Genomic DNA, 25884 nt, shown 5'->3' with positions numbered 1-25884 from the left:
ATTATAACGGGTTGCGAATTGCCGGGCACCGGCTACTTCGCCACCTCCCGCACCGGTATCGGCGCATTGCACACGTCGACATGGCCGGCCGTGACCTTGCTCCACGGGCCGCCGCGGTGGCGCTGGGCTTCCAGCACGGCCTGGTAGGTGGCGCTGTCGGTGCGCATCACTTCCAGGTTGCTGCGCTGTGCCAAAGGCACGCTGGCGGCCAGGCGGATGGCCTTGATCGGCACGTTTTTCTCGGGGCTGTCATAAAAGCCCATGGGGCCCGTGCCGCGGGGCAGGGTGGACAGCAATGGCATGCCGGAGACGACTCTGCCGACGACGGTGATGTCGCGGTCCAGGTGGCGCGGCGACTGGCCGATGACGGCGTACAGCTCCGTGCCGCCGCCGCTGTCGCTGGCGCTGTCGCGGCCCACGCCCACGGTGGCATAGCAATGCGTGAGCCAGGCCGTGCCGGTTTTTGGGTCGCGCGCGGACGGGAAACCGTTCGAATGGCCGACTTGCGGCGCATAGCCGTCGACGTCCGGCAGGCGCGTGAAGCTCTTGACGTTTGTCAAAGGTACCGTAAATTCGCCGGGCAGGGTGCGCTGGGCATGCTGGATCGGTTTTGGATTTTTCTCGTTCGGATCGCCCCACTGCGCCACCCAGTTGTCCTGCGCGCGCGTGATGGCCAGGCCGTCGTAATACTGCTCGGCCACCAGGGCCTTGATGTTGGCCACGTGTTTCGGCGCGAAGTCCGGCGCCAGTTCGATCACCACGCGGCCGGCGGGAATGTCCAGGTACAGGGTGTTGTCCGGGTCCAGCGCACGCCAGTCGGACGGCTTCGAAGCCTTGATCACGTCGGCCAAGGTCGCCTTGGCGGGCAGTTCGGCGGGCGCCTTGATCTGGACGGGCGCCGCGTGGGCAGCCAGATGTGCAAGGCCCAGTACGGTGGCCATGGTCAGGCCGCTCAGTGGGTGTCGATACATGTTTTCTCCTGGTCGGCGCGGGTTGCGCCGTGCAGAAAGTGTATACCGGAATGCCAATATTTCGTTGGAAAAACATTGCATATGGCAATCCTGACAGTTGCCTGCCGATAAGGCGTTTCCTTAACCTTTACTTAAAATGCCACGCCGCCACGGGCGCTGCCGAATTAATCACGAAATATCGGCCCGGGGACTGCCGTTGCGCTGGCCGGGTGGTGTATGATTCCGCCGCTACCTTTAGGGAAAAATATATGGATTTTGTGCAATTCCTCGACATGATCGTGCATGTCGACAAGACGCTGGGTCTCTTGATCGAGCAGTACGGTACCCTCGTGTATGCAGTGCTGTTTGCCATTATTTTTTGCGAAACAGGCCTCGTGGTGCTGTTTTTCTTCCCTGGGGATACCTTATTGTTTATCGCCGGCGCGTTTTGCGCGACGGGACAGATGCACCTGGGCTTGCTGATAGCCTTGCTGGTGACGGCCGCCGTCACGGGCAACACGCTCAATTACTGGATAGGCGAGGCCATCGGGCAAAGGGTGTTTACCCACGATTACCGCTGGATCAACAAGGATGCCATGCGCCGCACGCATGAATTCTTTGAAAAGCACGGTGGCAAGACCATCATCCTGGCCCGTTTCGTGCCGGTGGTGCGCACCTTCGCGCCGTTCGTGGCCGGCATTTCCGACATGACGCATGCGCGCTTCCAGATGTACAACGTGACGGGCGCCCTGTTGTGGGTGGTCGGTCTGGTGACGGCCGGTTACTTCTTCGGCAATATCCCATGGATCCGCGACCACCTGACCTTGATCGTGCTGATCGGAGTCGGCGCCGCCGTCGTGCCGGTGGTGCTGGGCGGCATGTGGAAACTCTACAAGCGTATGGTCGGCAAGTCGGCGTAAGGCCGCATGGATCCGGGGCCAGTGCGCTGCGGCACAGCCCGCAGCCGGCCCCGGATCCCGTTTTTCTCTGTCTTGTTTCTGTTTTGCTCCCGCCCTGATTCAAGTTTTGTTGCTTTCCAGCCGTAAACCAGAGGGTATTCTCACTTTCTGGATTTCCATGCGACATTTGAGCGCCCTGTTAGCTTGCAGCCTTGCCGCGATGGCGGCCATGGCAAGCGCCAAAGATGCCCCCGCTTCGGCGAGCGCCGCTGCATCCGCGCCCATGTCGGCGTCGGCGCGTGCGGCCGCCATGAAAACCCTGACCGAATCGGTGAAGGGCAAGGAGGCCAAGGAGCCTGTCGTCGTCGCGCCGACGGCGCGCGAGAAGGAAGAAGCGGCCGAAGTCGACCTGTCCGAACGCATCGCGGCGCGCCTGGCGGAAATGCGCGCCACCCAGGCGGCCCGCGCCGCCGCCCGCGCCAAGCGCGCCGCCGTGGTGAAGGCCGCGCCGCCGCCACCGCCACCCGTGCCGCGCGGTACGCACTGGTCGTACGAGGGCGACAGCGGCCCGTCCAACTGGAGCAAGATCAATGTCGACTGGGCCAAGTGCGGCAATGGCAACCGCCAGTCGCCGATCGACATCCGCGATGGCATGAAGGTGGAACTCGAGCAGATCAGCTTTGACTACCACCCGTCGTCGTTCAATGTGGTCGACAATGGCCACACGGTGCAGGTGGGCGTCAGCGGCGGCAATTACATCACGGTGCAGAACCGCATGTTCGAGCTGCAGCAATTCCATTTCCACCGGCCGTCCGAAGAGCGCATCAATGGCAAGGCTTTCGAGATGGTGGTGCACCTAGTGCACCGCGATGCGGAAGGCCGGCAAGCCGTGCTGGCGTTGTTGCTGGAGCGGGGTGCGCCGCAGGCGACCATCCAGACCGTGTGGAATAACCTGCCGCTGGAAAAATTCGAGACCATGCAGCCGACCATCCTGCTCGACCCGGCCGAGATGCTGCCGACGCGGCGCGATTACTACACCTACATGGGATCGATGACGGAGCCGCCTTGCAGCGAAGGCGTGTTGTGGATGGTGATGAAGCAGCCGGTGCAGGCTTCGCCGGCGCAGATGGCGCTGTTCAGCCGTTTGTATCCGTTAAATGCGCGCCCGATTCAGCCGACCAACGGCCGCATCATCAAGGAATCAAACTAAGAGCGCCTGAAAAAAGCCCATGGCGTTGTTGCCATGCCTCGTCGTACATGCGTACTGCCTTCGGCAAGGCGCCTAGCCCTGGACTTTTTCAGTCACTCTTACATAAATTCGAGGCGCTGGCGGCCGACCCATTCGGCGCCGGCAGCCAGCGAATCGGGCTGGATCAGGGCCGGCTCGATGCAGATGAAGCGCTGGTATTCGTCGTCGGCCAGGTCGGGCAGGGCGGCCGCGTCTTGCGCGCCCGGGTTCCACACGACGGCATCCGTAAAGCCCTGCTGCTCCAGGTGCAGGGTGGCGTCGCCGGACTGCAGCTGCAAGGCGCCCGGCAACTGGTAATAAATGCGGTCCAGCTTGTCCGCGAATTGCAGCACCTCTTCCGCCTGCAAGGCATCTTGCGGCGTCTCGTCCGAATAGCGCACGCGCTGCAGGCCGCCAATGCGCGCCTCGCTCAATTGATCAATCGCAAAATAGCTGTGCAGGGCGGCCGAGAAGGGGAACGCCTGCTCGCCCGTGTTGTGCACGGACAGACTCAGCTCCAGCGATTGGCCTTGCACCGCCACGCGCAGGCGCAGGGTGAAGGCCCAGGGCCAGCTGGCGGCGATCGCTTCCGGCAAGTCGGCCTGGGTCAGGGCAAATTGCGCCCACGCGGCGCCATCGGCGTCGCCCGTCGATTCCAGCTGCCACGTCGCCACGCGCGCAAAGCCGTGGCGCATGCCCGTGCCGCGCGCGCCGAATTGGGGGAAGATCACGGGCACGCCGCCACGGATGGCGCGGCTACCATCGAGGCTCGATGCACGGCTGCAGAACAGGCGCTCCTGGCCATCGCTGCTCCGCCACGAGACCAGGTGGCCGCCGTACAGGGTGACGGTCGCCTGCGCACCGTCGGCGGCGCGGATGGTCACGGCCGGCAGCTGGCCAAAAGTGCTGTTGCTCATGCTAGGCTTTCATGTCAGGTCAGGCGGCTTTTCGCCAGCGGCGGATTCTTGGCAAAGTAATTCTTGATGCCCGTGACGATGGCGTCGGCCATCTGGTCCTGGTAGCCGTTGTCGGTCAGCTTGGCTTCCTCTTCCGGGTTCGAGATGAAGGCCGTCTCGATCAGGATGGAGGGAATGTCGGGCGCCTTCAGCACGGCGAAGCCGGCCTGCTCGACGGAACCCTTGTGCAGGCGGTTGATGCCGCCGATTTCGCGCAGCACGGCCTTGCCCAGCTTCATGCTGTCATTGATCTGCGCCGTCGTCGACAGGTCGAGCAGCACGCTGGCCAGCTGCTTGTCGTGGTTCTTCACGTTGACGCCGCCGATCAGGTCGGCCTGGTTTTCCTTGTTGGCCAGCCAGCGCGCGGCCGTCGAGGTGGCGCCCTTTTCGGACAGCACGAACACGGACGAGCCACGCGCCGTCGGCTGGATGAAGGCGTCGGCGTGGATGGAGACGAACAGGTCGGCCTGCACCTTGCGCGCCTTTTCCACGCGCATGCCCAGCGGGACAAAGAAGTCGGCGTCGCGCGTGAGCATGACGCGCATGTTGGGCTGCAGTTCCAGCTTGGTTTTCAGGCGCTTGGCGATGGCCAGTACCACGTCTTTTTCGCGGCTGCCCCGGCTGCCCATGGCGCCCGGGTCTTCGCCGCCGTGGCCGGGATCGAGGGCGATGGTAATCATGCGCACCACTTTCTGGCCCGGCAGCGGGCGCGCTTCGGGGCGCTGCTCCGGACGGATATCGGCTACGGGCGGCACGATGGGCGCTACCGGCGGCGCCACGGCGGCCACGGGCGGCTTGCCGCTCTCGGGCAGGGGCAGCGCGGGCGGCGGCGTATGCGTGCCGGCCATGGGCGGCTTGGCCGGGTCGCTCGACCAGTCGCCCTTTTCGATCATCTGCGCGATCAGGTCCGGCTCGCGCACGGGATACAGGTCGAAGATCAAACGGTGGTTGTAGGAGCCGGCCGGCGGCAGGGTAAACAGCTGCGGCGTGACTTCTTCCTTCAGGTCGAACACCAGGCGCACGACGTTGGGCCGGTTCTGGCCCACGCGCACCTGCTTGATATACGGGTCGTTCGACTGGATCTTCGCCACCAGGCCCTTCAGGGTGGGATTGAGTTCCAGGCCTTCGATGTCGACCACCAGCCGTTCCGGATCCTTGACGATGAAGTGGGTCGCCTTGAGGATGCTGTCATTTTCCAGGGTGACGCGGGTGTAGTCCTCGGCCGGCCAGACGCGCACGGCGAGAATTTGCGCCGCCATCGCCGACATGGGCGCGAACACGGACAACAGCAGGGTGCCGCCGGCCTTGAGCACCGTGCGCCGGGTGATGGGCGAGGAGATCAAAGGTTCGGGGCGAATTTGAGACGGTGAAGGCATGACAGACCCAATTCAGAAGACGCTTGCAATTCTACATCACGTCCTGTACCCGCAACGTTCAAATAAATATTCAGGTCCGCCGGCGGCAGCACCGGTTCGGCTTTCTCCGGCCATTCGACGATGCAGATATTGCGGCCGTCGAAGTCTTCGCGAAAACCGGCGTCGAGGAATTCCTCGGCGCTGCCCATGCGGTACAGGTCAAAGTGGATGACGTTGACGCTCTGGCCATCGAGCTGCACCGTGTACGGTTCGGACAAGGTGTAGGTGGGGCTTTTCACGTGTCCAGCATGGCCTGCCGCGTGCAGCAGCGCGCGCGTGAGGGCCGTCTTGCCGGCGCCCAGGTCGCCGTGCAGGTAGATGGCCAGGCCCGGCGCCAGCGCGCGCGCCAGCGCGGCGCCCAGCGCGGCGGTACCGGCTTCGTCGTGGAGGTGGGCTTTGAAGTGTTCGGTCATTATCTTCTGTATCGCATAAAATGGAGGCTGCTGTCATTGTAACCGCCCGCGCGCCTGCCGTTTTCCGTAAAGTCCCCTATGTCCGCCACCGTCACCGATCTCGCCGCCTTGGCGCGCACCATTAAAGAATGGGGGCGCGAGCTGGGTTTTGCCGAGGTGTGCATCGCCGACGTGGACCTGTCGCACATGGAAGCGCCCTTGCAAGCCTGGCTCGATGCAGGGTATCACGGCGAAATGGATTACATGGCCAGCCACGGCATGAAGCGCGCCCGCCCGGCCGAACTGGTGCCGGGCACGGTGCGCGCCATCAGCGCGCGCATGAATTACCTGCCGCCGGCGCTGGGGCCCGACTGGCGCGAACGCGAGGCGGCGCGCGACGCCGATCCCGCGGCGGCCGTGATCTCCGTGTATGCGCGGGGCCGCGACTACCACAAGGTGATGCGTTCGCGCCTGCAGCAGCTGGCCGAGCGCATCAAGGGCGAAATCGGCGACTTCGGCTACCGCGTCTTCAGCGATTCGGCGCCCGTGATGGAAGTCGAGCTGGCGCAAAAGGGCGGCTTGGGTTGGCGCGGCAAGCACACCTTGCTGATCAACCGCCAGGGCGGCTCCTTCTTTTTCCTTGGCGAGATCCTCATCGACGTGCCGCTGCCGGTCGACCCGCCGGAAACGCCGCGCTGCGGCCAGTGCTCGGCATGCATCACGGTGTGCCCCACGCAAGCCATCCTGGGGCCGCACAAGCTCGATGCGCGCCGCTGCATCTCCTACCTGACCATCGAATTGAAGGGTGCCATTCCCGTCGAGATGCGGCCTTTGATCGGCAACAAGGTGTACGGCTGCGACGATTGCCAGACCGTCTGCCCGTGGAACAAGTTCGCTCAGCGCGCCGTGGTGCCCGATTTCGACGAGCGCCACAGCCTGGGCAGCGCCGGCATGGTGGAGCTGTTCGCCTGGACGGAAGAAGAATTCAACCGCCGCATGGAAGGCAGCGCGATTCGCCGCATCGGCCACGAACGCTGGCTGCGCAACCTGGCCGTCGGCATGGGCAACGCGGCCGCCAAGGCCCGGGGCCAGGCCGACATCGTCGCGGCCCTGCTGTCGCGCCGCGAGCACCCGTCGGCCATCGTGCGGGAGCACGTCGAGTGGGCGCTGGCCTTGCACGGCGTCGTTTAACCCCCTCTCAAGCCTGCTTCAGGCGCAGCGCCGACCAGTTTGCGTCGATGGCGATCATTGCCACGCTGTCGAGTCCCATGGTTTGCGCAAAATTGCGGATATCGTCGCGGTGGATGTCGCTGCCCGCCTTCACGCCACCCTTGCGGTACGCCACCCAGACCGCGCCGCCGGGCGCCAGGCGCGCCTGCGCCACCGGCAGGAACCGTTCCAGTTCCGCGCGGCTGCGCGCGAACAGCACGATCCAGTCGGCGCTTTCTCCTTCACTCACCCGCCGCTCGGCCGGCAGCTGCGCCAGCAGGGCCGTATGCTCGCCGCCGTCATTGAGCACGGCCAGGGCTTTGGCATTTTTCACATACATTTTTTCAGCGGCGGTTTTGTCAGGCATGGCAGGGACGTGTCGATTGAAGAAAGACGAGCATAACAAATTTCTCCTTGACTTATCGATATATCGTTATAAAATAGCGATACCTACTAACGATATATCTTTAAAGAGAAAACATGAGAAACTCACACCACGCAGAACACGGCCACGGCGGCCACCATCATCATCACGGTCATTGTGGCCAGCACCACCATCACGGCGAGCATCGCCACGAACACTACCTGCACGGCCGCGGTCCGCGTGGCTTCGACGAGCGCGGCGACGGCATGGGCCCTGGCGGCCCCGGTGGCCGGGGCGGGCGCGGCGAACGGGCCGAGCGCGTCTTCGGCCGCGGCGACCTGCCCCTGATCGTGCTGGCGCTGATCGAGATCAGCCCCCGCCACGGCTATGAAATCATCAAGGCCATCGAAGAGCGTTGCGGCGGCGCCTATGCTCCCAGCCCGGGTGCCGTGTATCCGACCCTGACCCTGCTGGAAGAGCAGGACCACGTGACGTCCTCCGAAAGCGCCAGCGGCAAGAAGCTCTACACGATCACGGACCTGGGCCGCGCCTACCTCGACGAGAACCGTGCCCAGGTCGATGGCATCTTGGCGCGCCTCGACATGTTTGCCCGCGTCCAGGCGCGCAACGCCTTGCCCGAGCGCGTGCGCCAGGCCATGCACACCCTCAAGCATGCGCTCTTGCTGAACAAGACCAACTGGAGCGACGCGGAAGCCGAGCGCGTCTCGGCCGTGCTGGAACAGGCGGCCAACGCCATCGTCGACGGCCACTGAGCCTACTTTACAAGGATAAGCCATGACTACTGCATCACCAGCAGCACCACGCCCGCATGCCATCGAGCGCGTGCGGCATGACTTGAAACTGCGCGTGCTCACCGTCGTGCGCACCGAGCAGTTGACGCCGCACATGCGCCGCATCACGTTGGCCGGCGACGACCTGGACGGCTTTGTCTCGCCGGCGCACGACGACCACGTGAAGCTGTTCTTCCCCGCCTCCGGCGAGACCACTCCTGTGTTTCCCGTGCTGGGCAATGGTTCGAATCCCATCCAGTACGCGGAAGGCGCGCGTCCCATCGCTCGCAACTACACGCCGCGCCGCTACGACGCGGCGCGGCGCGAGCTGGAAATCGACTTCGTGCTGCATGGCGACGGCCCCGCGGCCAGCTGGGCGGCACAAGCTGCACCCGGCCAGACTCTGGGCGTGGGCGGACCGCGCGGCTCGATGCTGGTGCCGCTCGATTTCGACTGGTATGTGCTGGTGGGCGACCAGACGGCCTTGCCGGCCATTGCCCGCCGCCTGGAGCAGCTGCCGGCCACGGCGCGCGCGACGGCCGTGATCGAGATCGTCGAAGACGGCGAACAGATCGCGTTGGAGTGCGCGGCGCAGCTGGACGTGCGCTGGGTGGCGCGCCATGGCCGCAAGGGACCGCTGCTGCTGGAGGAATTGGCGCAGGTCGCCTTGCCGCAGGATGGCGATGGCTATGTATGGGTGGCGTGCGAGCATGCGCAGGTGCAGGGCTTGCGCGGACATTTCATCGACGCCGGGGTGCCGAAGCAGCACCTGCATGTGGCCAGTTACTGGAAGCATGGCGTGGAAGAGCACCATGAGCATCACGACGACTGATTAGATACTTGAAACCTCGATCCGGGGTCTGACCCCGGATTTCAGTCTACTTCAACAACCCCGCAAGCTCCACCGCCGTCTTGACCTGCATCTTGTCGAAGATATGCGCGCGGTGGACTTCCACGGTGCGCATGCTGATGCCCAGCTTGTCGGCCACCACCTTGTTCATCTTCCCCGCCAGAATCAGGTCCAGCACTTCGCGTTCGCGCGTCGACAGGGTGGCCAGGCGCGCGTGCACGGCGGCCAGTTCGCCCGCCTGGCGCGAGTTGGCCAGGCCCTGCTGTACGCGGTCCATCAGGTCGTTGTCGTTGAACGGCTTTTCAAAGAAATCGAAGGCGCCCCGTTTCAGGCTGTCGACGGCCATCGGCACGTCGCCGTGGCCGGTGAGGAAAATCACGGGCAGGCGCGCTGTCAGGTCGCGCTTGACCAGCTGGTCGAACAGGGCGATGCCGTTCATGTCGGGCATGCGCACGTCAAGCAGCACGCAGTCGCCGGCGGCGTCGAAGCTGCCGTCGAGGCTATCGAGGAATTGCTGGGCGCTGGCGTAGTTGCGCGCTTCGATGCTGCGCGAGGCGGCCAGCCAGGACAGGGAGTCGCGTACGACCTCTTCGTCGTCGATGATGTGTAACATGGTGTCTCCGGCTTGTCGTTATGCGTTATGCGTTAATGCGAGTGCGGCGCGCGCGGCGCGGCCGGCACGCTGAAGGTAAAGATCGTACCGCCAGCGGGGTTGGCGTTGAAGGTCAGCGCGCCGCCGTGAAATTCGATGGCGGTGCGGCAGATGTTCAGGCCCATGCCCATGCCTTCGGACTTGGTCGAGAAAAACGGCGAAAACAGCCGCTCGGCCACGTCCTGCGCAATGCCGTGGCCATGGTCGATCACGTCCACCGTCACCATGCCTTGCTGCGCATCGTGACTGGCCCGCAGGCGCATGATACGCCGTCCCGGCGCCGCATCCTGCATGGCCTCGATGGCGTTGCGCGTCAGGTTCAGCAGCACTTGCTCGATCATCACGGGATCGGCGCGCAGCAGCGGCAGATCCGGCGGCAGCTCTTCCTGGATGGTGACATAGTATTTGCGCGCCTGCAGGTCGATCAGCGCGCGGATGCCGTCGATCAGGGTGCGGATGGCGATATCCTGGCGCTGCGGCTCGCTCTTGCGCACGAAATCGTGCACGCTGCGGATGATCTGGCCAGCCCGCTGCGCCTGCGCGCTGGCCTGTTCCAGCGCCGGCTTCAGGGTGCCCGGATCGACGGGGGCGTCATGCTCGATGGCGCGGCGGATCAGGTTCAGCGCGCCCGTGGTGTAGCTGGAAATGGCCGCCAGCGGCTGATTTAATTCATGCGCCAGCATCGACGCCAGCTCGCCCATGGTGGCCAGGCGCGAGCTCGTTTGCAGCTTTTCCTGCTGCTGGCGATTCAGTTCCTCGACGCGTTTGCGGTCCGAGATGTCGAGCACGGAACCCATCCAGCCCGTCTGCTGGCCGTTCTTGTCCACCAGCGGCGCTTCGAAGATCAGCACGGGCACGCGCGTGCCGTCGGGCCGCTGGAAATAGGTTTCGAACTGCGGCGTGGGATTGCCGGCCAGGGCCTTGACGAAGCGCTGCTGGTATTCCTCCAGCGCCTCGGGCACCCAGTAGGGCATGGGCGGCAGACGCCCCAGGATTTCCTCGGGCGGATAGCCGACGATCTGGCAAAACGCGGGATTCACATATGTGACTCTTCCTTCGAGATCGCGTGCGCGCATGCCCGTCACCAGCGAGTTTTCCATCGCCGTGCGAAACAGCATCTGCTGGCGCAGCGCGCCCTCGGCCACCAGGCGGCGCGAAATATGCCGCCACAGGGCCAGCAGGCTCCATAATAAACCCAGCGAGAGGGCGATGACGGAGCCGACCAGCAGATTGGGCAGCAGCTTGGGCTGGCTTTTCACGCTGTCGGTAAACAGGGTGATGGTGGCGCCGGGCACGTCGAGCGCGCGCTTGTGCGTGTACACGCCGTGGCCGGGACCGGCGGCGGCGCGCCGCGCCAGCACCTTGTCGTCGCGGTCGATCAGCGAAATCTGGTTGTCCTGCGCAAACCACCACGGCACCATTTCATCGAGCAGGCTGCTGATCTGGTAGGTGGCCACCAGGCTGCCGACATAGCGCTGGCCGTCGAACAGGGGCTGGTGGTAATCCATCAGCATGGCGCCGGGCGGCGCGTCGGGAAAGCCGCTTTGCTGCGAAGGCTGGGCGTACTGTCCCCGGTGCAGGCGGCGCGCATTGTCGGCCGCCGTCAGAGAGGCCGGCGAAAACGACAACGCATGCGGCAGGCTGTTGTCGCTGGTGGCCAGCACCTTGCCGCTGGTGTCGAGCCACAGCACGCGCTGCAATTCGCGGCCATTGCGCAACATCTGCTGCAGCCGTTCGTGCACTTTTTCCGCGCCCAGCGAGGCGCTGGCGATGTCCACGCCCAGGTTGAACAGGCTTTCCTCGTTGCGCGCCAGCTGGAAGCGGATGGTCTGTTCCACCCACAGGGTGTCGGCGATCAGCTGCTCCTGGCGCTCGTTGCTTTCCATCTGGCGCGCTTGCCAGGGCAGCCAGAACAGGATGGACAGGAACAGCAGCAGCAGGATGACGGGCAGCAGCCAGCGCATCGGGCTCGATAGCTTGAAACGGCGCGCAAAGGTGGGGGAAGTCGGCATGGCTGGCAGGGTAGCGGCTTATCGGGAGCCGGCTATTGTGGTTAACCACAATAGCCGGGGCAGTTTCTTTGGCACAATATCCAAGTAGACAAAAAATAAAGTTTTTTAAAAAACCACTCAGGAGACAAAAATGCAACTGCCGCCAATGAAAACCCTGTTCGTCGCGCTGTGCGCTGCCATCGGCGCCACCGCCGGCGTCCACGCCTATGCGCAAGCGCCCATCGTCATCAAATTCAGCCACGTCGTGGCCACCGATACGCCAAAAGGCCAGGCCGCCGAGCGCTTCAAGCAGCTGGCCGAGAAAGCCACGAATGGCAAGGTCAAGGTCGAACTCTACCCGAACAGCCAGCTGTACAAGGACAAGGAAGAACTTGAAGCCCTGCAGCTGGGCGCCGTGCAGATGCTGGCGCCGTCGCTGGCCAAGTTCGGCCCCCTGGGCGTAAAGGAATTCGAAGCGTTCGACCTGCCCTATATCTTCCCCACCAAGACGGCGCTGTACAACGTCACCGAAGGCGAAATCGGCAAGAGCCTGCTGAAGAAACTGGAACCCAAGGGTATCACGGGCCTGGCCTACTGGGATAACGGCTTCAAGGTGATGTCGGCCAACAAGCCGCTGCATACGCCGGCCGACTTCAAGGGCCTGAAAATGCGCATCCAGTCGTCGAAGGTGCTCGACGCACAGATGCGCGCGCTGGGCGCCAACCCGCAGGTGCTGGCCTTCTCCGAAGTGTATCAGGCGCTGCAGACGGGCGTGGTCGACGGCACGGAAAATCCGCCATCGAATATGTACACGCAAAAGATGCATGAAGTGCAAAAGCACGTGACCGTGTCGAACCACGGCTACCTGGGCTATGCCGTCATCGTCAACAAGAAATTCTGGGATGGTTTGCCGCCCGAAATCCGCGGCCAGCTGGAAAAAGCCATGCGCGAGGCGACCACGTTTGAAAAAGCCATCGCCCAGCGCGACAACGACCAGGCCCTCGACGCCATCAAGAAGGCGGGCAGGACGCAGATCTATACCCTGACGGTGCAGGAGCAGGCCGAATGGCGCAAGGCGCTGGCGCCCGTGCAGAAGGCCATGGAAGCGCGCATCGGCAAGGACCTGATCTCGGCCATCAACAAGGAAAGCGCGAAGTAACAGCGCTGGCCGCGCCACCCGGCGCGGCTGCCAGGGACATCCCTGTCTTTCTGCAGCAACGGCACCTGCGCGTCCTGCGCGGGTGTCAGCGTACCCGCATTCTTTGAAAGTCCACCATGAAATTTCTGGATCACCTGGAAGAGTGGCTGATCGCGTCCCTGATGGGCGCCGCCACCTTCATCATCTTCGTCGCGGTCGTGCACCGCTACCTGGCGGGCTTGCCTATCCCCGGCCTGCAAGACTTCCTGATTCAAATCAATACCAGCTGGGCCCAGGAACTGTGCATCTACATGTTCGTCTGGATGGCCAAGTTCGGCGCCGCGTACGGCGTGCGCACGGGCATCCACGTGGGCGTCGACGTCTTGATCAACCGCATGAATCCCCGCTGGCGCGACCGTTTCATCGTTTTCGGCCTGGGGGCCGGCGCCCTGTTTACGGGCATCGTGGGCACGCTGGGCGCCAGCTTCGTGTGGTCGATCGGCCACACGGACCAGACCTCGGCCGACATGGAAGTGCCGATGTGGCTGGTTTACCTGGCCGTCCCGCTGGGTTCCTACCTGATGTGCTTCCGCTTCCTGCAGGTGATGGTGCATTTCATCAAGACGGGCGCCTTGCCGAAACACGACCATTCGCATGTCGAGGGGCTGGAAGACGAATTGACGGCTGAAGAAAAAGGAGCCAAGGCATGAACGCGCTGATCATCTTTGTATTGCTGCTGGCGCTGATGCTGACCGGCATGCCCATTTCCATTTCGCTGGGCCTGACGGTACTGACGTTCCTGTTTACCATGACCAGCGTGCCCATCGAATCGGTGGCCCTGAAAATTTTCACGGGCATCGAAAAATTCGAAATCATGGCCATCCCGTTCTTCATTTTGGCGGGTAACTTCCTCACGCATGGCGGGGTGGCGCGGCGCATGATCAACTTCGCCAGCTCCATGGTGGGCCACTGGCATGGCGGCCTTGCGCTGGCCGGCGTGATGGCGTGCGCGCTGTTTGCCGCCGTCTCCGGTTCCAGTCCCGCCACCGTGGTGGCGATCGGTTCCATCATCCTGCCGGCCATGGTCAAGCAGGGCTATCCGCGCGGTTTCGGCGCCGGCGTCATCACCACCTCGGGCGCCCTGGGCATCTTGATACCGCCATCGATCGTGATGGTGATGTATTCCGTCAGCACCAACACGTCCGTCGGCAAACTGTTCATGGCGGGCGTGATTCCCGGCATGATGCTGGCCATGCTGCTGGGCCTGACCACGTGGTTCTTGGCGCGCAAGCACAACTATCCGCGCATGCAGAAGGCCAGCTGGGGCGAGCGCTTCGTGACGTTCAAGAAAAGCGCCTGGGGCTTGCTGCTGATCGTCATCGTCATGGGCGGCATCTATTCGGGCGCCTTCACGCCGACGGAAGCGGCCGCCATGGCTGCCGTGTACGCCTTCATCATCGCCGTCTTCGTCTACAAGGACTTGAAGATCAAGCAAGTGGGCAAGGTCTTGCTCGATTCGGCCGCCATGTCGGCGATGCTGTTGTACATCATCACGAATGCCGTGCTGTTCTCGTTCCTGATGACCAGCGAAAACATTCCGCAAGCGATGGCCGAATGGATCACGGGCAAGGGCCTGGGCGTGATCAGCTTCTTGTTGGTGGTCAACGTGCTGCTGTTGTTGGCTGGTAACGTCATGGAACCGTCGTCCATCGTGCTGATCATGGCGCCGATTCTGTTCCCCGTGGCCATGAAGCTGGGCATCGACCCTGTGCACTTCGGCATCTTGATCGTGGTCAACATGGAAGTGGGCATGTGCCATCCGCCCGTGGGCCTGAACCTGTACGTGGCGTCCGGCATCACCAAGATGGGCATCTCGGAGCTGACCGTGGCCGTGATGCCGTGGCTGCTGACGATGCTGGGCTTCCTCGTGCTGATTACCTACGTACCACAAATCTCGCTGTGGTTGCCAAATTTAATTTACAACTAAAACAGTTGTCCCCGTCATGGTGCAAAAAAAGTCGATCCGGCCGAATAAATGCGCTATGATGGGCAGCCTTAAGGGGAAACACGTATATGCATATGCGCCCTGGTAGCAAGGCTGAAAGACAGAATTGGTAACAAGGTTAGTGGGGGAGTGGTCTATAAAAACGGTATTGATACCGGGGATATATTGAGGAGACACACGTTTCACAGAAGTTGTTGAGTCATAGCTGTCTGCGGCCATAAGCCGGCACCGGCGGACCCAAACGACCGGGAACGTGAAGCAATATTTGAAGCGCACCGACTGGTGCGCTTTTTTTTCGTGCGGGGGAAACGTCCGCCGGCACGCCCAAAGTCGGTGCATAATCACTAGGGCGCAGCCAGATGCGCCGGCAGGTTGTATATATGCCACACTTGAAATTTGATCAGCAGATGAAAAAACAACAGGGCAGTGAACTGTTCAGCGCCATCGTGGCCGCGCCGTTCGGCGCCATGGGCGTGCGCGCGCAGGATGGCCAGTTATGCGAACTGGTTTATTTGCCGCCGCACTTCGCGGAAAAAGATGCGCAGGATGCCGTCTCCGAGCGGGCGTGCCGGCAACTGGCGCGCTATTTCCTTGATCCCGATTATGTCTTCGACCTGCCGCTGGCAGACGCGGGCAGCGCCTACCAGCAGCGCGTATGGGTGGCGATTGCCGGCATTCCGCGCGGCCAGGTGCGCACGTACGGCGACGTGGCGCGCCTGATCGGCTCGGCCCCGCGCGCCGTGGGCCAGGCTTGCGGCGCCAACTGGTTTCCCGTGGTGATCCCCTGCCACCGGGTCACGGCCGCTGGCGGCCTGGGCGGCTTTGCCCACCACGACGATGCGACGGGCTTCCACCTGGGCGTCAAGCGCTGGCTGCTGGCGCATGAAGGCGTGGCGGGCATGGGGTGGTCCAAACGATGATGAACAGCCTGCTGGCGCCCGACAACACTACCCTGATCGATGAATTCTGCGACAGCCTGTGGCTGGAAGACGGCCTGTCGAAAAACTCGCTGGACGCCTACCGGCGCGACATGCGCCTGTTCGCGCGCTGGCTGGAAGTGAACCGGCCCGGGCGCGAGGGCCTGTACGAGGTATCCACGGCCGACGTCGACGCGTATTTCGCGGCCCGCCACGACGAGAGCAAGGCGACGTCGTCGAACCGGCGCTTGTCCGTGCTCAAGCGCTTTTACCAGCTGGCCTTGCGGCACAAGCATATCGCGGCCGACCCGTGCCTGAAGATGGTCTCGGCCAAGCAGCCAGCGCGCTTCGTGCACACCTTGAGCGAAGCGCAAGTGGAAGCCTTGCTGGCGGCGCCCGACGTCAGCACGCCGCTGGGCCTGCGCGAACGCACGATGCTGGAGCTCATGTATGCGAGCGGCTTGCGCGTGTCGGAGCTGGTGGACTTGAAATCGGTGGAACTGAGCCTGAACGATGGCGTGCTGCGCATCACGGGCAAGGGCAGCAAGACGCGCCTGGTGCCGTTCGGCGAGCAGGCGCGGCTGTGGATCGAGCGCTACCTGAAGGAAGCGCGCGGCGTCATCCTCGATGGCCAGATGGACGATGCGCTGTTCGTCACGCGGCGCGGCGGCGCCATGACGCGGCAAATGTTCTGGGTCATCATCAAGAAACACGCGCTGAACGCCGGCATCACGGCGCCGCTGTCGCCGCACACCTTGCGCCATGCGTTCGCCACGCATTTGCTCAACCATGGCGCGGACTTGCGTGTTGTGCAATTGTTACTGGGGCACTCCGATATTTCCACCACGCAGATTTACACGCATGTGGCCCGCGAACGGCTGAAACTGCTGCATGCGCAGCATCATCCGCGCGGCTAAAAATTTTGTATTTGCTCCAACTGCGTCATAATGTGCCCTATGTGCTTATCTGTAACAATAAAAAACTAAAGAGGTAGTAAATGGCCAAGACAAATTTCCAATACGAAAAACGGCAAAAAGAGCTGGAAAAGAAGAAGAAAGCCGAGGAAAAAGCCAGACGCAAGCTGGAAGCGAAGAACAATCCGAAACCGGCCGATGGCAGCGAAGGCGATGAGCCGGAAGCGGACGACGCCGACGTCGACGCAGATCCGGCCGCCGAAGGCGACGCACCCGCCCAGCCCCAGTAACTCCCCGTTCCTGACGACCGGTGCGGCATCGCCGCGCCGGTATCCCCTCGTTCTCCCTTCCCCCGCTACAAGCGCGGCCGCTGGCCAAGCGCCAGTTGCAGCTGCGTGCTGGCCATGGCCGCATCGGCGCGCGCCTGCACATAGCCCTGGTACGCTTCGTCGGCCGAGCGCTGCGCCGCCAGCCATTCCAGCAGCGAGGCATTGCCGCTGAAGTAAGACAGGCGCATGCCGTCGACTACCTTTTGCGCATCGACCAGCACGCCGTCGCGGTAGCGCGCCAGCCTGTCCTGCGCCGCATGCAGCTGCCGCTGCGCCGTGCGCACTTGCGTCTCCGCCTGTAATTCGGCCTGGCGCAGGGCCAGCATCGCTTGCGTGACCCCTGCTTCGGCTTGCACCACGTCGCCCTTGTCGCGCCGCGACAGGGGGATCGGGATGGCCAGCGAGATGGACAGCGCACGGGAGCGGGGCGCGCCATCGACGGGATTGCCGCTGGCGTCGCTGCCGTCATGGTAGCCGCGTGCGGCGGCCAAGCCTACGGTCACGGTCGGGTCGACGGCGCGGTTGGCGCGCACCAGCGCCGCACCGTCGCGCAGGTTGTCCAAGGTGGCGCGGGCGATGCGCACGTCGTTGCGGGCCTCGAGCGCCTGCGGCACCAGCACGCCGGCGTCGCCGCCCACGTACGCGGCGAAGTCGCACGCCAGTTGCGCCTGCGGAAACAGACCATCGAACTGGCGTCCCAGCGGCGGCGACAGGGCCAGCATGGCGCCATCGGCCTCGCTGCGCGCCTGCGCCAGGTCGGCCTGGAACTGGTCGCGTTCCACGCGCGACTGCAGCAGCTCGATGCCGCCCACGTCGCCCGCCTTGCGCCGCACGGTATTCGCCTCGACTACCTTCGACAGGGCCGCCATGGTCTGTTCCTTGCGCGCGAGGACCTCGCGCGTGCGGCATGCTTCCGTGAACGCGGCGGCGGCCGTGCCATACAGCTCGCTCCTGAAACCGGCCACCGTCTCCTCTGCCAGCGCGACATTGCTGTGCGCCGCCTTCAGGCGCGCGGCGCGCTTGCCGCCCGTCTCGATGGCCATGCTGATGGCCGGATTCCACGTGACGGGACGGTGTTCGACGCTGCGCACGGTTTCGCGCGTGGCGCCCAGGGTGAACTCGGGATCGGGACGCAAGCCGGCGATGCCGATGCCGGCCTTGGCCGAGGTGATGCCCTGCTGCTGCGCCTGCAGTTCCAGGCTGTGGCTTTCCACGGCGGACAGATAGGTTTCAAAGCTCAAGGGTGCGGCAATGGCGCATGGAGCAATCAGCCAGGCCGCCAGCAGTACATTAAAACGTGTCATGGGTCTCTCCTTCGGTGTCGGTCCGGCGTTTTTGCAGGTGCGCCTCGATCAGGTAATACAGGGCCGGCAACAGCAGCAGGGTTAGCGCGGTCGCCGTCACCAGGCCGCCCACCACCACGGTGGCCAGCGGGCGTTGCACGTCGCTGCCCAGGCCTGTCGCCAGCATGGCCGGCGTCAGGCCCAGGGCGGCCACCGTGGCCGTCATCAGTACGGGACGCATGCGGTCGCGCGCGCCTTCCAGCACGGCCTCGCGCAGGATTTTTCCCTCGTCGCTGCGCAAGCGGTTGATCTGTGCCAGCATCAGGACGGCATTCAGGACGGCCACGCCGAACAGGGCGATGAAGCCGACGGCGCTCGACACGTTCAAGGTCATGCCGCGCAGGTGCAGCGCGGCCAGGCCACCGAGCATGGCCAGCGGCACGGCCAGCAAGACCAGCGCGGGCTGGCGCAGATTGCGGAACTGGCCAAACAGCAGCAGGAACATGGCGCCCAGGGTCATCGGCAGGATCAGCGCCAGACGGCTTTGCGCGCGTTGCAGGTTTTCGAACTGGCCGCCCCATTCGACGCTGATGCGCTGGTGTTCATCGGCCACGGCTTGCGCCACCAGCGGGCGCGCTTCGGCCAGGAAGCTCGCCAGGTCGCGCCCGCGGGCATTCAGGCGCACGATGATGTGGCGCCGTCCCATTTCGCGCACGATCACGCTTTCGCCCGAGGTGGTGCTGATGGTGGCCACCTGCGCCAGCGGAATCCTCGCGCCGTTGGCGGCGTTGAGCTTCAAGTTGGCGATGGCGTCCGGGCTGGAACGCGTGGCCGGCGGGAAGCGCACGGCGATGTCGTAGCTTTTCTCGCCCACGTACACCTGGCCGATGGGCGCACCGCCGATGCCGGTGGCGATCAGGTCGGCCACGTCGGCCGCGTTGATGCCGTAGCGGGCCGCCTTTGCCCTGTCCAGTTTCACCTTCAGGTTGGGCAGCGGCGGCTCCACGTCCACCGCCACGTCGGAGGCGCCAGGGATAGTCTTCAGGACATTTGCCACCTTGCCGGCGATGCCGCGTACTTCGTCGAGGTCATTTCCGAAGATTTTCACCGTCAGGTCGCTGTGCGCGCCCGACAATTTATCTTGCACGCCGTCGATCATCGGCTGCATGAAAGCCACGGTGACACCGGGCATGCTGGCGAAGCGCGCGTTCATTTTGGCGATCAACTGCTGCTTGCTCATGCCCGACTTCCAGCTCTTGTACGGATGCAGGCCCACGCTCGCCTCGATGTGCGACGGCGTCCAGTAATCGGTGCCGTCGTCGTTGCGCCCCGTCTGCGTGACGATGGTCGATACTTCGGGAAATTCCAGCGCGGCGCGCCGCAGTTCGCTGGCCATCTCGGATGCCTTGTCCAGGGTGATCCCGGGCGGCATCTGCACCTGCAGCCATAACGAGCCTTCATCGAGGTAGGGCAGGAAGTCGCGTCCGATGCTACCGCCCAGCAGCGCCAGGCACGCCAGCGAGGCGGCGCACACCATCGCAACCCAGCGCTTCCTGCCCACCATGCGTTCGAGGAAACGGCCGTACGCGCCCGCCAGCTTGTCCAGCGCGCGGTTATGGAAGGTGCGGCGCGGCTTGCGCAAGGCCAGCCAGGCCAGGCCCGGGATCAGCACCAGCGCCACCACCAGCGCGCCGACGAGCGCCGCGCCCACCGCATACGCCATCGGCGAGAACAGCTTGTATTCGATGCGCTGGAAGGCGAACAGGGGTAAATAAGCGGCGATGATGACGGCCATGCCGAACATGATGGGACGCGCCACCTGCAGGGTCGCATCGATGGCGTCCTGCAGGGTGAGAGGCCGTTCCTGCTCCCGTTCGCGGCGGCGCAGCATGTTTTCCAGCACCACCACGGAACCGTCGACGAGGATGCCGAAGTCGATCGCCCCCAGCGACAGCAGGTTGGCGGGAATTTTAAAATGGTGCATGAAGATGAAGGCGATCAGCAGGGCCAGCGGAATCGTCAGCGCGACGATGGCGGCCGCGCGCGGGCTGCCCAGATACAGCAGCAGCACGAGGGCGACCAGCAGCATGCCTTCGCCCAGGGTGTAACTGACCGTGTGCAGGGTGGCGTCGATCAGCGAGCTGCGGTCCAGGTAGGGCACCACTTTCACATCCTTCGGCAGCACATTGGCATTCAAGTCGTCCACGGCAGCATGGATGCCGGCCAGCGCTTCGGACGGATTGAAGTCCTTCAGCAGCAGGGTGATGCCTTCTATGGTGTCGGGATTGTCGTCCTTGCCCAGGATGCCGCGCCGCTCCACGTTGCCGTAGGCGAGCTTGCCCAGGTCCTTCACCAGCACGGGCACGCCGTTCTTGCTGCTGACGACGACGTTGCCCATGTCATCGAGCGAATGCAGCAAGCCCACGCCGCGCACCACGTACGATTGCTGGCCGCGGTCGATGACGCTGCCGCCGCCGCTGATGTTGTTGGCGTTGATGGCGTCCTTGACCTGCGCCAGCGAAAAGCCGTAGCTGTCGAGTTTTGCGGGATCGAGTTCCAGCATGAACTGCGTCGTCAGGCCGCCGAAATTGCTGACGTCCGCCACGCCGCGCACCTGCTGCAGGCGCGGTATCACCGTCCAGAACTGCAGCTCGGACAGTTCGCGCAGGCTGCGCGACTTCGATTCCAGCGTGTAGCGGTAGATCTCGCCCGTGGGCGAGGTATACGGATCGAGTCCCGGCTTGGCCTCATACGGCAAGTTGACGCTGGCGAGGCGTTCCTGCAGCCGTTCGCGCGTGAAGTAGCCGTCGCTGCCATCCTCGAACACCACCGTGATCAGCGACAGGGCGAACAGGCTGCGCGTGCGCAGCACGTGCATGCCGGGCGTGCCGAGCAGGGCGCGTTCGAGCGGAATGGTGATCTGCTGCTCGATTTCCTCGGCGCCCAGGCCCGGCACCTGCGTGACGATTTGCGAGGTGACGTCGGCGATGTCGGGATACGCTTCGATGGGCAGCTGCTTCCAGCAGTAGACGCCGTAGGAGGCGACGAACAGCAGTACCAGCCAGACGATGCCGCGCCGCTGGCAGCAGGTGGCGATGAAACGGTCAATCATTGAGCAGCACTCCTTCCTTGACGACGATGCGTTCGCCCGCGCGCAAGCCGGAGACGATTTCCACCTGGTCGCCATGGCTGGCGCCCACTTCCACTGCGCGCGGCGAGAACACCAGCGCGCTGCGTTCGACCATCACACGCGTCGAGGGCCCGCTTTGCAGCAGGGCGGACGCGGGCACGAGGAGGGCGCGGCGGCTGGCGCCGGCGAACCCCGCGTGGGCAAACATGCCGGGCTTGAAGGCGCCGCTGCGGTTGTCGATGGCCACGCGCACCTTCACCGTACGCGTCTCGGGGTCGAGCACGGCGCCCACATACGCGACCTTGCCTTCGAAAGCCTTGCCGGGCCAGGCGTCGACGGTGATGCTGGTCGTTTGTCCCACGGCCACCTGCGCCAGGTCCCTCTCGGCCACGTTGGCCGACAGCCACACGGTGGACAGGTCGGCCACCGTCATGACGGGCGCGTTGATATCGTTCCAGTAGCCGCCCTGGGCGCCTTCCATGGCGATCACGGTGCCGGCGATCGGCGAACGCAGCACGTAGTCGCGGCGCGACCCGCGCGCTCCGGCGCCGTACTGCGCCAGCTTGTCGGCGCTGGCCTGGGCGTCGCTGCCGGCTTGCGCAAAAGTGGCCTGCGCCGCTTCGTACTCCTTGCGCGCGGCGATTTCCGCCTCGAACAGGGTTTTCTGGCGTTCCAGTTCCTGGCGCGCCTGCAGCAGGGCGGACCTGGCTTTGCTGTCGTCCGCGTAGGCGGCGCTCAGTTCCGCCGAGTCCAGCGTGAACAGCGGATCGCCCGCCTTCACGCTGTCGCCCAGGGCGCGCTGCAAGCGCGTGATGCGTCCGGCCAGGGGCGGCGTGATCTTCACCAGCTTCTCCGGCATGGCCTCGATGCTGCCCGGCGCCTCCGTCTGCGTGGCGATGTCCTGTTCCAGTACGGCGGCGATCTGCAGGCGCTGGCGCAGCGGCGACATCTTGTCGACGGCGATGCTGCCGTCATCCTGATGCATCGATTGGGCGACAGGCGTGGCTGCCGCCGTCGGTTTGGCGCAGCCGGCCAGGGCCGAGCAGGCGAGAGCGAGGGCGCAGCTGGCGCCCAGGGCGTTGCGGGTGGTCGTGTTCATCCCGTGTTTCCTTGTTATTGATGGTGAGGGGGCATGCGTGGATGCCGTGCCCAGGCGGGCAATGAGAGGGGCGCAGGTGGCGCAGGCAGCGTCACAACAGCGCCGGGAAAGCATAGCAATGTGGTCCTGAAGAAGCGCCCAAGAACGCCTGAATCATTCTTCAGGTTCCGTGCGCGCACGGTGCGGCGCGGTAAAATGCCAGCATGGAAAACACGGCGCAATGCGAAAGGCAGGCATGAGAATCCTCCTGGTGGAAGACGACCGCAAGGCGGCGCGCCTGCTGGCGCGGGGCTTGCAGGAAGAAGGCTTTGTCGTCGACGTGGCGCACAGCGCGGAAGAGGGCGAGGACGAAAGCTACGCCGTCGACTACGACGCAATCGTGCTGGACTGGATGTTGCCGGGCAAGCAGGGCATCGATTTTTGCCGCGACTTGCGCGCGCGCGGCATCCAGACGCCCGTGCTGATGCTCACGGCGCGCGACGCCACGGCCGACCGGGTGGCGGGCCTGAACACGGGCGCCGACGATTACCTGACCAAGCCGTTCGAATTCGAGGAGCTGCTGGCGCGCATCCGCGCCCTGCTGCGCCGCTCCGACATCAGCCGCCCGCTGGTGCTGGCGCTGGCCGACCTGACGCTCGATCCCGTCAGCCACCAGGCGACGCGGGCTGGCGTGCCGCTGGTGCTCACGCCCAAGGAATACGCGATCCTGCTGATCCTGCTGCGCCAGGCGGGCGAAGTGGTCAGCCGCGCGCGCCTGGCCGAGCAGATCTGGCAGGCGGACCTGATCGGCATCGACAACCTGATCGATGTCCACGTGCGCAACCTGCGGGGGAAAGTGGATGCGCCGGGCTTGCCGCCTTTGATACACACGGTGCGCGGACGCGGCTTCCGCCTGGCGGAAAACAACGGTGGCTAGCTTTCGCAAGCGCCTGCTGCTGGTGCACCTGGCCGTCATCCTCGCCATCGTCGCCTGTACGGCGCTGGCCGGCTACTGGGGGCTGTCGCGCGCCGTGCATGGCCAGCTCGATGCGGCCCTGCTGGCGCTGGCCGAGACGGAAATGGCCATGCTGCCGGCCGCGCCGCGCCAGCCCGTGCAGGTGCACGAGGTGGCGCCGGGTCTGGCGCCGCCGTCATTGACGCGGCTCGACCGCCTGGTGCAGATCATCGATGGCGAAGGCCGCGTGCTGGCGCGCAGCCGCAACCTGGAGGCGGCGCAATTGCCGGCCCCTCCCGCCTTGCTGGCGCGCCTGGCGGCCGGCGAGACCATTTTCGAGACCCTGCCGAAGTTCGGCGAAGAGCCGCTGCGCATGGTCTCGATTCCCGTGCCTTCGTCCGGCGCGCGCCTGGCGGTACAGGTGGCCGGTTCGCTCGACGATACCAATCACGTGCTGGCCGCGGCCACCGTGCTGTTTGGCGCCATGGCGCTGGCCTTGCTGGCGGCCGTGGGCCTGGCCGGCGAAATGCTCACGCGCCGCGTGCTGGGCGCCATCGACGACGTGGTGGACCAGGCGCATTCGATCGGCGAAGCCAGTTTGCACCAGCGCCTGCCCCATCCCGGCACGCAGGACGAGATCGGCCGCCTGGTCGATACCCTGAACGCCATGCTGGACCGCCTGGAACACGGCTACGACGCGCAGCGCCGCTTCACGGCTGACGCTTCGCACGAATTGCGCTCGCCCCTGTCGCGTCTGCGCACGGAAATCGAAATCACCCTGCGCCGCCCGCGCGAGTCGCCCGAATATGTCGACGCGCTGGCATCGTGCCTCGATGAAGTGCAGCGCCTGACGACCCTGGTGGAAGAACTCTTGATGCTCACGCGCCTGGACGTGGGCCAGGAGCGCAACGCGGTGGAAACCATCGAACTCAATCCGCTCGTGCGGGCGGCGGCGCAGCGTCTGGAAAAGGCGGCAGCGCAGCGCGGCATCCGCATCGTCTTCGATGCAAGTGCAGACGTGCAGGCCAGGGTGGCGGCCGGCCCGGTCGACCTGGTGCTGGCCAATTTGCTGGATAACGCCGTGAAGTTCTCGCCGCCCGACAGCGTCATCACCGTGCACGTGACGCGCGACGGCGCGCATGCGATCGTCGGCGTGGCGGACGCGGGACCGGGTATCGGCGTGGAAGACTTGCCGCACCTGTTCGAACGTTTTTACCGGGGCGCGCAGGCGCGCGCGGGCGAGGCGCCCGGTTTCGGCCTGGGCCTGGCCCTGTCGCAAGCCATCGTGCACGCGTATGGCGGCAGCATCGAGGCGCAGAACCGCCCGCAAGGCGGCGCGCTGTTCCTCATGCGCCTGCCCGCCTCAAGCTGAAGGCGCAACGCCTTCCCAGCGCACTTGCCGCACTTGCGGCCAGGCGCCCGCGCGGTTGACGAAGCGCACCAGCACGGCGCGCTGCACGGCCTGGCACAGCACCGTGGCGATCAGCTGCACAACCTGCCTGGCCGCGTCCCAGCTGCGCAGCATTTGCGACGGCGCCAGGCCCGCGCCCTTGAGTTCGGCCAGCAGCAGGCGCACGACGTGGTCGGCCTGCGCTGCGGGGCAGGTGACGGTCAGGCGATAGGTGGCGACGGCAGGCCCCCGTTTGGCAAACCACAGCATCCATTTTTTCATCATCACACTCCCCGTTCGGCGACAAATTCCGCGTTGTTCACCAGCGCCCAGCGCACGGCCGAGACGCTGCCTTCCAGGCTGACCTGGCTGACGATCTGCTCCAGCAATCCCAGGCTGGACAGGGGCGTGAGCAGGTCGGCCCGCACTTCGATGCGTCCGGCGTGCGCGGCATCCTCGCTGTGCAAGGATTGCAGCATCAGGGCCGGCATGCCGCTGATCATGCGCAGCATCAGGTTGCGCACGAGGACTTCCTGCTCCGCCTCGCACACGGCCGTCACGCGGTAGATGCTTTCCGTCTCGATGCCCGCTTCGCTGCCGTGCGCGTTGATGCGTTGTGCCAGGTGGCGCAGCACGAGGTTGGCCACCAGTACAAATCCCGTGCCGATGGCCGCTTCCAGTGCAAACCCCAGGCCGCACAGTATGCCGATGGCGGCCGAGCACCACAGGGTGGCGGCCGTATTCAGGCCGCGCACCGTCATGCCTTCGCGCATGATGACGCCGGCGCCCAGGAAGCCGATGCCGGAGACCACCTGCGCGGCGATGCGCATATGGCCGGCGCTGTCGCCTTCGAGCACGGAAACCATCACGAACAGCGAGGCGCCGACGGAGACCAGCGCGTTCGTGCGCAGGCCCGCCATGCGCTGGCGCAGCTGGCGTTCGGCGCCGATCATGGCGCCCAGGGTCAATGCCGCGGCAACGCGCAGCGCAAAGTCAAATACCACCATCAGTTTCTCCCGGCTGGGGAGGAACAGGCGAGTGCGGGGGG

26 protein-coding genes are annotated in these 25884 nt (G+C 64.7%); 13 read left to right on the top strand and 13 right to left on the bottom strand.

Going from position 1 to position 25884, the window contains the following annotated elements:
- Positions 1-32: 32 nt before the first annotated feature.
- Positions 33-971, bottom strand: a complete 939-nt coding sequence (locus OX460_RS12960) for a peptidylprolyl isomerase (protein WP_289898877.1) — start codon at positions 969-971, stop codon at positions 33-35.
- 248 nt (positions 972-1219) lie between these two features.
- Here OX460_RS12960 and OX460_RS12955 point away from each other — a divergent pair, with 248 nt between their 5' ends.
- A complete protein-coding gene (locus OX460_RS12955) occupies positions 1220-1870 on the top strand; it encodes a VTT domain-containing protein (RefSeq protein WP_071075583.1) in 651 nt (216 codons plus the stop codon).
- Positions 1871-1969: 99 nt separating this feature from the next.
- On the opposite strand, the gene OX460_RS12950 is transcribed toward OX460_RS12955, so the two are convergent.
- Positions 1970-2161 (bottom strand): hypothetical protein, encoded by a 192-nt coding sequence (locus OX460_RS12950; RefSeq protein ID WP_251351786.1) that lies wholly within the window; start codon positions 2159-2161, stop codon positions 1970-1972.
- On the opposite strand from OX460_RS12950, the gene OX460_RS12945 reads away from it, so the two are divergent.
- Positions 2079-3059 (top strand): carbonic anhydrase family protein, encoded by a 981-nt coding sequence (locus tag OX460_RS12945; RefSeq protein ID WP_289898876.1) that lies wholly within the window; start codon positions 2079-2081, stop codon positions 3057-3059. The genes OX460_RS12950 and OX460_RS12945 overlap by 83 nt on opposite strands.
- Before the next feature lie 98 nt (positions 3060-3157).
- Here the strand turns inward: OX460_RS12945 and OX460_RS12940 are convergent, their stop codons facing one another.
- The 3 genes from OX460_RS12940 to tsaE are packed head-to-tail and all read right to left on the bottom strand — an operon-like array spanning position 3158 to position 5861.
- A complete protein-coding gene (locus OX460_RS12940; protein ID WP_289898875.1) occupies positions 3158-3994 on the bottom strand; it encodes a D-hexose-6-phosphate mutarotase in 837 nt (278 codons plus the stop codon).
- A 14-nt stretch (positions 3995-4008) separates the two neighbouring features.
- Positions 4009-5409 carry an N-acetylmuramoyl-L-alanine amidase gene (locus tag OX460_RS12935; protein ID WP_289898874.1) on the bottom strand — a complete coding sequence of 467 codons (1401 nt, stop codon included), beginning with the start codon at positions 5407-5409 and terminating at the stop codon, positions 4009-4011.
- Entirely contained in the window at positions 5373-5861 is a 489-nt protein-coding gene (tsaE, locus tag OX460_RS12930) for a tRNA (adenosine(37)-N6)-threonylcarbamoyltransferase complex ATPase subunit type 1 TsaE (protein ID WP_034780043.1), read from the bottom strand. The genes OX460_RS12935 and tsaE overlap by 37 nt, the downstream gene beginning before the upstream one ends.
- A gap of 78 nt (positions 5862-5939) precedes the next feature.
- Between tsaE and queG the strand changes: the two genes are divergently transcribed.
- Complete coding sequence (queG, locus tag OX460_RS12925) at positions 5940-7031, top strand: tRNA epoxyqueuosine(34) reductase QueG (RefSeq protein WP_289898873.1); 1092 nt, start codon at positions 5940-5942, stop codon at positions 7029-7031.
- Positions 7032-7038: 7 nt separating this feature from the next.
- On the opposite strand, the gene OX460_RS12920 is transcribed toward queG, so the two are convergent.
- The gene (locus OX460_RS12920) at positions 7039-7383 is read right to left on the bottom strand and encodes a DUF3052 family protein (protein ID WP_289898872.1); all 345 of its coding nucleotides are present in this window, start codon (positions 7381-7383) and stop codon (positions 7039-7041) included.
- A 146-nt stretch (positions 7384-7529) separates the two neighbouring features.
- Between OX460_RS12920 and OX460_RS12915 the strand changes: the two genes are divergently transcribed.
- Both OX460_RS12915 and OX460_RS12910 read left to right on the top strand, forming a co-directional pair.
- A complete protein-coding gene (locus OX460_RS12915; protein ID WP_099666601.1) occupies positions 7530-8186 on the top strand; it encodes a PadR family transcriptional regulator in 657 nt (218 codons plus the stop codon).
- Positions 8187-8208: 22 nt separating this feature from the next.
- Positions 8209-9036 (top strand): siderophore-interacting protein, encoded by an 828-nt coding sequence (locus tag OX460_RS12910; RefSeq protein WP_289898871.1) that lies wholly within the window; start codon positions 8209-8211, stop codon positions 9034-9036.
- Positions 9037-9082: 46 nt separating this feature from the next.
- Here OX460_RS12910 and OX460_RS12905 read toward each other — a convergent pair whose 3' ends face one another.
- Together OX460_RS12905 and OX460_RS12900 are read right to left on the bottom strand one after the other, a co-directional pair.
- Positions 9083-9667 (bottom strand): response regulator, encoded by a 585-nt coding sequence (locus OX460_RS12905; RefSeq protein WP_034780029.1) that lies wholly within the window; start codon positions 9665-9667, stop codon positions 9083-9085.
- Positions 9668-9699: 32 nt separating this feature from the next.
- The gene (locus OX460_RS12900) at positions 9700-11718 is read right to left on the bottom strand and encodes a PAS domain S-box protein (RefSeq protein WP_289898870.1); all 2019 of its coding nucleotides are present in this window, start codon (positions 11716-11718) and stop codon (positions 9700-9702) included.
- Between the two features lie 145 nt (positions 11719-11863).
- Here OX460_RS12900 and OX460_RS12895 point away from each other — a divergent pair, with 145 nt between their 5' ends.
- The 6 genes from OX460_RS12895 to OX460_RS12870 all read left to right on the top strand — a co-directional run bounded on the left by OX460_RS12895 (position 11864) and on the right by OX460_RS12870 (position 16961).
- The gene (locus OX460_RS12895; protein WP_251351784.1) at positions 11864-12856 is read left to right on the top strand and encodes a TRAP transporter substrate-binding protein; all 993 of its coding nucleotides are present in this window, start codon (positions 11864-11866) and stop codon (positions 12854-12856) included.
- A 116-nt stretch (positions 12857-12972) separates the two neighbouring features.
- A complete protein-coding gene (locus tag OX460_RS12890) occupies positions 12973-13545 on the top strand; it encodes a TRAP transporter small permease (protein WP_099666604.1) in 573 nt (190 codons plus the stop codon).
- Positions 13542-14822 (top strand): TRAP transporter large permease subunit, encoded by a 1281-nt coding sequence (locus OX460_RS12885; RefSeq protein WP_099666605.1) that lies wholly within the window; start codon positions 13542-13544, stop codon positions 14820-14822. Before OX460_RS12890 ends, OX460_RS12885 begins: the two co-directional genes overlap by 4 nt.
- 425 nt (positions 14823-15247) lie before the next feature.
- Positions 15248-15760, top strand: coding sequence for a methylated-DNA--[protein]-cysteine S-methyltransferase (locus OX460_RS12880; RefSeq protein WP_289898869.1), 513 nt, complete (start codon positions 15248-15250; stop codon positions 15758-15760).
- Positions 15757-16674 (top strand): site-specific tyrosine recombinase XerD, encoded by a 918-nt coding sequence (gene xerD, locus OX460_RS12875; protein WP_289898868.1) that lies wholly within the window; start codon positions 15757-15759, stop codon positions 16672-16674. The genes OX460_RS12880 and xerD overlap by 4 nt, the downstream gene beginning before the upstream one ends.
- Before the next feature lie 80 nt (positions 16675-16754).
- On the top strand, positions 16755-16961 hold the full coding sequence (locus OX460_RS12870) for a hypothetical protein (RefSeq protein WP_102296696.1): 207 nt from the start codon (positions 16755-16757) through the stop codon (positions 16959-16961).
- Positions 16962-17026: 65 nt separating this feature from the next.
- On the opposite strand, the gene OX460_RS12865 is transcribed toward OX460_RS12870, so the two are convergent.
- From OX460_RS12865 to OX460_RS12855, 3 genes are read right to left on the bottom strand one after another with little or no spacing between them, the layout of a single operon-like run.
- Positions 17027-18304 carry a TolC family protein gene (locus tag OX460_RS12865; protein ID WP_289898867.1) on the bottom strand — a complete coding sequence of 426 codons (1278 nt, stop codon included), beginning with the start codon at positions 18302-18304 and terminating at the stop codon, positions 17027-17029.
- Positions 18291-21395 carry a CusA/CzcA family heavy metal efflux RND transporter gene (locus OX460_RS12860; RefSeq protein ID WP_289898866.1) on the bottom strand — a complete coding sequence of 1035 codons (3105 nt, stop codon included), beginning with the start codon at positions 21393-21395 and terminating at the stop codon, positions 18291-18293. The genes OX460_RS12865 and OX460_RS12860 overlap by 14 nt, the downstream gene beginning before the upstream one ends.
- The gene (locus tag OX460_RS12855; RefSeq protein WP_289898865.1) at positions 21388-22512 is read right to left on the bottom strand and encodes an efflux RND transporter periplasmic adaptor subunit; all 1125 of its coding nucleotides are present in this window, start codon (positions 22510-22512) and stop codon (positions 21388-21390) included. Before OX460_RS12855 ends, OX460_RS12860 begins: the two co-directional genes overlap by 8 nt.
- 235 nt (positions 22513-22747) lie before the next feature.
- On the opposite strand from OX460_RS12855, the gene OX460_RS12850 reads away from it, so the two are divergent.
- Complete coding sequence (locus tag OX460_RS12850) at positions 22748-23428, top strand: response regulator transcription factor (RefSeq protein WP_251351759.1); 681 nt, start codon at positions 22748-22750, stop codon at positions 23426-23428.
- Complete coding sequence (locus tag OX460_RS12845) at positions 23421-24818, top strand: ATP-binding protein (protein WP_289898864.1); 1398 nt, start codon at positions 23421-23423, stop codon at positions 24816-24818. The genes OX460_RS12850 and OX460_RS12845 overlap by 8 nt, the downstream gene beginning before the upstream one ends.
- Here OX460_RS12845 and OX460_RS12840 read toward each other — a convergent pair.
- Positions 24810-25121, bottom strand: coding sequence for a hypothetical protein (locus OX460_RS12840; protein WP_289898863.1), 312 nt, complete (start codon positions 25119-25121; stop codon positions 24810-24812). The genes OX460_RS12845 and OX460_RS12840 overlap by 9 nt on opposite strands.
- Positions 25121-25843: an MgtC/SapB family protein gene (locus OX460_RS12835; RefSeq protein WP_099666612.1), complete on the bottom strand. Its 723-nt coding sequence runs from the start codon at positions 25841-25843 to the stop codon at positions 25121-25123. Before OX460_RS12835 ends, OX460_RS12840 begins: the two co-directional genes overlap by 1 nt.
- Positions 25844-25884 lie beyond the last annotated feature (41 nt).

Source organism: Janthinobacterium sp. SUN033, from assembly GCF_030397595.1.
In the GTDB taxonomy this organism is placed as follows: Bacteria; Pseudomonadota; Gammaproteobacteria; order Burkholderiales; family Burkholderiaceae_D; genus Janthinobacterium; species Janthinobacterium kumbetense.
Note: the sequence above shows the minus strand (reverse complement) of the source record. Positions and strands in the feature narration are given on the sequence as shown.